Consider the following 5413-nt stretch of genomic DNA (forward strand, 5'->3'; position numbering starts at 1 on the left):
TCCATCACTATGTATACAAAAAAGGAATCAACCGTTATATTAGTGACCATATATCTAAAAAAATGGCCATATGTGAATTTGAAAATCCATAGACTGCCCACTATAAAAGGTCCAAATATAAGAGGTATGTCCCCTAAAAACTTGGGGTGAAGTCGTTTGTAAAACCAAAATAGCTTTTTTTTATGAGCTATAAAGCTTTCTCCTAATGCTAAAAGATTAATACTTAAAGAGGATAGGAAAAATTTTTTGAAGGTTCGTTTTCCTATAAGTGGCATAGAAAACCACGGAACGATTAACATTCCGATTAAATAAAGTTTATAGCGTTTCATTTCACAAACATTCCTTTTTTCTTTTTACCTTATCCTAAAAACATCATTTTATTTATAAAATATTATATCTTGAGCAAACTACTCAAGATGTGATGTAGCACCCCCAAGACATCTAATTTTGTGACAAGAAAAATTTACTGTACATGGTCAGTAGGTTTTTCTTGTTTTTATATTGTATACACTTCTAGTTACCATAATGTTAATCATCGTACGTAAAAAGCCATTGAAAACCATAACTTCAACGGCTTTTATTTTTTATTCTGACCACGGTGAATGTAAAATACAATGACAGAAATTCTTATTTTCATATTCCGTTCTAAAATGTTTAATAACATCTTTTTTCGTATTGCCAAAAGTAGTTTCTGGCTTATGCTTAAAGCCCTCATAAAATGCTGGAATAATTTCCTTTTTGAAGTGGTTGCGTGGGAAGGCTTTTATAACTTCTTTACGCAAGTCGTCAGGGAATTGTTCAAAGCCATCTCCCATCACATCTAAACCAACACCTGAAAAGAGGAGAGCCACTTCAGACTCTTTATGTTCTGCAACGCCAGGTGCCGTATGCAAGGCAATAGCATCCCATACCAAATGAAATTATATAACTAAGAATTTTCCATCATCTCATCAATAAGGGAGCAACGTAACCGGTGAACGTCCTGGACTGGTGGCAATCCAAACATCCTCGCATACTCCCGACTAAAGTGCGATGGGCTCTCGTATCCAACTTGAAATGCAACTTCCGCCGCATCGATTGATCTAGAAAAGAGCAGGCGGCGTGCCTCTTGCAATCGAAGGTGCTTTTGAAACTGGATCGGACTCATCCCAGTGACTTCTTTAAAATAATGGTACAAAGATGAAGAGCTCATTCGAGCCTCTGCTGCCAATTCGGCTACACGCAGTGGCTGAGCAAAATCACGGTTAAGCTTCTCGACGACCTTTGCGATTCGTTGTGCATGGCTTCCGGTGACTGCAAATTGTGTCAAAGACGTGTTGCTTTCGTTTTGAATTATCCGATAAATAACCTCTCGAATGGTAGAAGGTACAAGCAACGGGATATCCTCCGGTGCTTCAACCAGTTTCACAAGCCGTAACACTGCATCCATGAGCATATCCTTCATCCTGCTTACTTTCAATCCTCGACTGACTTCCCCTCTTGCTTGTATGGTCTTCCCAGATAACTGAATGACATCAAGAATCTGGTTCATATCGAATAGAATCTGCAGACTTAAATACGGTGTTTCTCTCGAAGCTTCTATCACTTGTCCTGTAATCGGCAAATCTATCGAGGCGGTTAAATAGCTGCTTGGATTATACTGGTACACCTCTTGCCCCAACATAACCGCCTTGGAACCCTGCGCTACGATGCAGAGGGATGGTTCATAGACTGAATAAACAGGCTCGGATAACTGGGAAGCACGAATAAAGCGTAAACCATGAACTTGCGTGTCATGTATCCCGTCTTCTGGTGTGGATTTCTCTATAATCTGTAGCAGTTCTCTCCTTTGCTTTTCGAACCATTCACTCATCCTCTAGTCCCCTTTCTTTCACACGAATAACTTAACTTTACCTTTTTCTGGAGGATTAGGCAATCATCTCGTATGATTCTGCTACCGCCTAACTTTCTCCTGATAAGATAATGATTATATAAAAATTGCGTTGCACAGGTAAGAAGTTCGTAACAGTGGAACCGATGACCAGGAGATACACTTGTGCATTCACAAATGGAAGGAGAATATTCTAAAATGAACACTCAAAATGCAAAAAAGCATCCTTATGTTGGAATGTGGATAACAAAAGACGGTTACATCCGGCATGAGTTGTTGCCGAACGGCCGGTACGACGAAGCACGTGGGAACCGGAAGAGCGCTTATCAAGGCCAATATACCATCGTAGGCGATCATATAGAATATGTGGATGATACAGGGTTTACGGCAGACGGCGATTTCCGCGATTCGGTGCTCTATCACGCCGGCATGGTTCTCTATCGTGAGAAATAGAATTAAATTTCAATTTTTACAAATCAATTCAAAAGGGGAAATGTATAATGTCTAAAATCAATGGAAAAGTAGTTGTGATTACAGGTGCAAGCAGTGGGATTGGCGAAGCGACGGCGAAGCTTCTTGCTAGCCGAGGCGCCCATGTCGTCATTGGAGCTAGACGGGTAGAAAGACTGGAAGCTCTGGCATCTCTCATTGAAGCAGAAGGAGGTTCCGTCGCTTATCAACAGCTAGACGTTACGAATATCGATCAGATGCAAACGATCATTCACTTGGCACAGAGCCGGTTCGGTCGTGTGGACGTCGTCGTGAACAATGCCGGTGTGATGCCTCTATCTCCCTTGGAAGCCTTGAAAGTCGACGAATGGAACCGAATGATAGACGTCAATATCCGGGGAGTTCTGCATGGCATTGCTGCAGGCCTACCGGTCATGAAAGAGCAGCGATCCGGTCACATGATTAATGTGGCTTCCATCGGTGCCTACGAGGTCACACCGACGGCAGCCGTATATTGTGCCACTAAATACGCCGTTCGCGCCATCACGGAAGGTTTAAGACAGGAGGTTGGTGGCAGCATCCGGGTAACGCTCGTTTCTCCCGGTGTGACCGAGTCCGAGCTCGCAGAGAGCATTTCAGACGACGAGGCTAGGGAACTGATGAAATCATACCGACGCGACGCTCTCCCGGCTTCCGCCATCGCTCGTGCCATAGCTTATGCGATAGAGCAGCCAGAAGATGTTGACGTGAACGAGCTGGTTATCCGGCCTATAGCCCAACTTGCCTGACGCTATCAATAAACTTCGTGTAACCGAATAACGAATCAGGCAGTCAGTCTCCCAAACAATCTAACTATTGTTTGGGAATAAAGTTTAATTAAAAATGCTATTCAATCCTTATTTATTAGGAAATGCAAAAACTCCATTTGAAAAAGGATAGGGCCAAATCAAATTCTTCGTTTTAGCTAAGTATGAGACGATTATAAAAAAGCTTGACCATTTCCAAATAGTATTCCTCCACAACGTTTTTACTCAGGTAGCAGCACACTGTAGCATTTTCTGCAAAATCACTCTTATTGTAGCTAAGTTCATATATCTTTGCATAAAAAGTTATATATGAAGAAAATTTACACCCTAAACATTACAACATTTAGGGTGTTTTTCTGTATCCCAAAACTTTTTTTGGGGAACGTTTTTAGTCTTTTAAATGCATAAGCGTTTAAAAGATCGTTATATCCTTATTTTTTATTTTGATAAAAAATGATATGTATGTATTCTTCACTTTTTAAATTCTCAAGAGGATGTAATTTAATTTCTTCAATTCATAAAGGAATGTTATTCAATAATATGCCCCTTAACTAAAACGAGCGCTGATTCTTATTGCAGAATCGCGCACGATTATTGAAAATTTAATTAGATGTCTTATTGAGCTATAATTACCATAGGCTTTAATTATGTGTATGATGTGTCCATCAATTCAGCTCACATCTTTTGCGCATTAATTACTCTCTTCTTCATTAAGAGGAGAGTAATTAATGCACAGATTGTAAGAAACCATGTTATAAAAAATGAGATACCCAACCAATATTTGCATCTTCATATTGAACTACCTTATAATCAATTACTCCATAAACAACAGGACTAGCAATAATTAAATAGATAAAGCGTGCGAAGATAAATGGCATTTTCCCTTTCTTATTGGTACTTTTAAAGTAAATAATAAAGGGGATTACCAATATAATTAAAGTAATTAGTAACATAGCATTCAAATAGCCTAGATTATAAGAAGTAAAATACGAACCCATGAAATCTATATATATCGTGGGTTCGCATTTTACTAGGATAAAATGCTGTTTATTTGTTAAGCTTCTACCACACGACCATCTTTATAAATATGGAACCATCCAATGGTACCAGTACCACCTTGATTGATCCAATCTTTATTTGCGCCTTTAAGGAGATAATAAGATTGCTTATTAGCATCTTTTAATAATCGGCCATCCCCACTAAATACAATGTTTTGCCTTAATTTCTGTTTCCCAAATGTAATCGCCATATTGACTGGAAACTGTTGTCTCTCCACTTTGTTTTGATCTAATGCTGCCCACGTTTTTGGACCGACAATGCCGTCTGCAGACAAGTTATGATCAGCCTGGAATTCTTTAACCATTTCTCGAGTATTTGAACCGAAAATTCCATCAATCCCTGTATGATACTTCACGTCTGTCAGGATTTGCTGTAGCATTTTCACATAATTAGAACGAGAACCCATACGCAAAGTAGGACGCGTTTCGGCTTTCGCGACTACATTCTGAGCAGTCACTTTAGGGGCTGCATCGACTGTTGTTGATAATCCCATCGTTAAAGGTGTAGACACCAGCATAATTGTTGGAATAATAGCTAACCATTTCTTCTTCATAATAAATCATCCTCCAGTTTTCATAGTTTTAATGATTATTCCTAAAAAGCTTATGTAGGGAATAGTTACCCTCTTTACAACTATTAGACGATAGAATAAGTAAATAGGTTCTCTTCTTTTTAAATATATTTCTATAAGATATAAATCATATTAAAGTTAGTTCAGTCGGGTAAGCGAGGGGCATCGCTGCTCCTAACTCCCCTAAGAACCGTACGTGAGCTTTCAACTTATACGGCTCAAGCCTCCCATTGCAGGTCCGTTTGTTGTCGTATCTTCGTCACACACCATAATGGTAAGTAAAACGTACGCCGACACTCCAAATGGAGGTATACATAACAGTACGTTTCTTTCGTCAAAAGATAGCCACAACCTTATGTGCCTACGAGAGACCAACGAGAAGTCAGCTCCCTTTCGGGCCTATCATGAGTTTGTCCGTAAGGACGATAGTATCCATCCAGTTATACAGTTTCCTGTATTCCTGTTCTCTTTCGAGATAATGGCATTCGCTTTCTCTCGTATCCTTTACCCTCTGTCACATCGTTTGATCTTACGATCTCCCTACTGTTTATACAGATGACAAAGGGCTTACCAAGTTTCGCATCTTATAGATACGACGAGGTTAGGTGGGTTCTTTACTCCGGGCAAGATGCGGGACGCGGCACAGTAGCATTATGA

5 protein-coding genes and 1 pseudogene are annotated in these 5413 nt (G+C 39.9%); 2 read left to right on the top strand and 4 right to left on the bottom strand.

Going from position 1 to position 5413, the window contains the following annotated elements; genetic code table 11:
• Positions 1-584: 584 nt before the first annotated feature.
• Both B9N79_RS25620 and B9N79_RS25625 read right to left on the bottom strand, forming a co-directional pair.
• Positions 585-914 (bottom strand): annotated as a pseudogene (locus B9N79_RS25620) (phosphohydrolase); the annotation flags it as partial.
• Positions 915-928: 14 nt separating this feature from the next.
• Positions 929-1852: an AraC family transcriptional regulator gene (locus B9N79_RS25625; RefSeq protein ID WP_046218341.1), complete on the bottom strand. Its 924-nt coding sequence runs from the start codon at positions 1850-1852 to the stop codon at positions 929-931.
• A 216-nt stretch (positions 1853-2068) separates the two neighbouring features.
• On the opposite strand from B9N79_RS25625, the gene B9N79_RS25630 reads away from it, so the two are divergent.
• Together B9N79_RS25630 and B9N79_RS25635 are read left to right on the top strand one after the other, a co-directional pair.
• Positions 2069-2323, top strand: coding sequence for an Atu4866 domain-containing protein (locus B9N79_RS25630; protein ID WP_046218349.1), 255 nt, complete (start codon positions 2069-2071; stop codon positions 2321-2323).
• 47 nt (positions 2324-2370) lie between these two features.
• On the top strand, positions 2371-3108 hold the full coding sequence (locus B9N79_RS25635) for an SDR family oxidoreductase (RefSeq protein WP_046218340.1): 738 nt from the start codon (positions 2371-2373) through the stop codon (positions 3106-3108).
• Positions 3109-3878: 770 nt separating this feature from the next.
• Here the strand turns inward: B9N79_RS25635 and B9N79_RS26840 are convergent.
• Positions 3879-4004, bottom strand: a complete 126-nt coding sequence (locus tag B9N79_RS26840; RefSeq protein ID WP_019390908.1) for a hypothetical protein — start codon at positions 4002-4004, stop codon at positions 3879-3881.
• Positions 4005-4180: 176 nt separating this feature from the next.
• Positions 4181-4738 carry a peptidoglycan-binding domain-containing protein gene (locus tag B9N79_RS25645; protein WP_082864795.1) on the bottom strand — a complete coding sequence of 186 codons (558 nt, stop codon included), beginning with the start codon at positions 4736-4738 and terminating at the stop codon, positions 4181-4183.
• Positions 4739-5413 lie beyond the last annotated feature (675 nt).

The sequence above is a fragment of the Priestia filamentosa genome (assembly GCF_900177535.1).
Taxonomy (GTDB): domain Bacteria; phylum Bacillota; class Bacilli; order Bacillales; family Bacillaceae_H; genus Bacillus_I; species Bacillus_I filamentosa.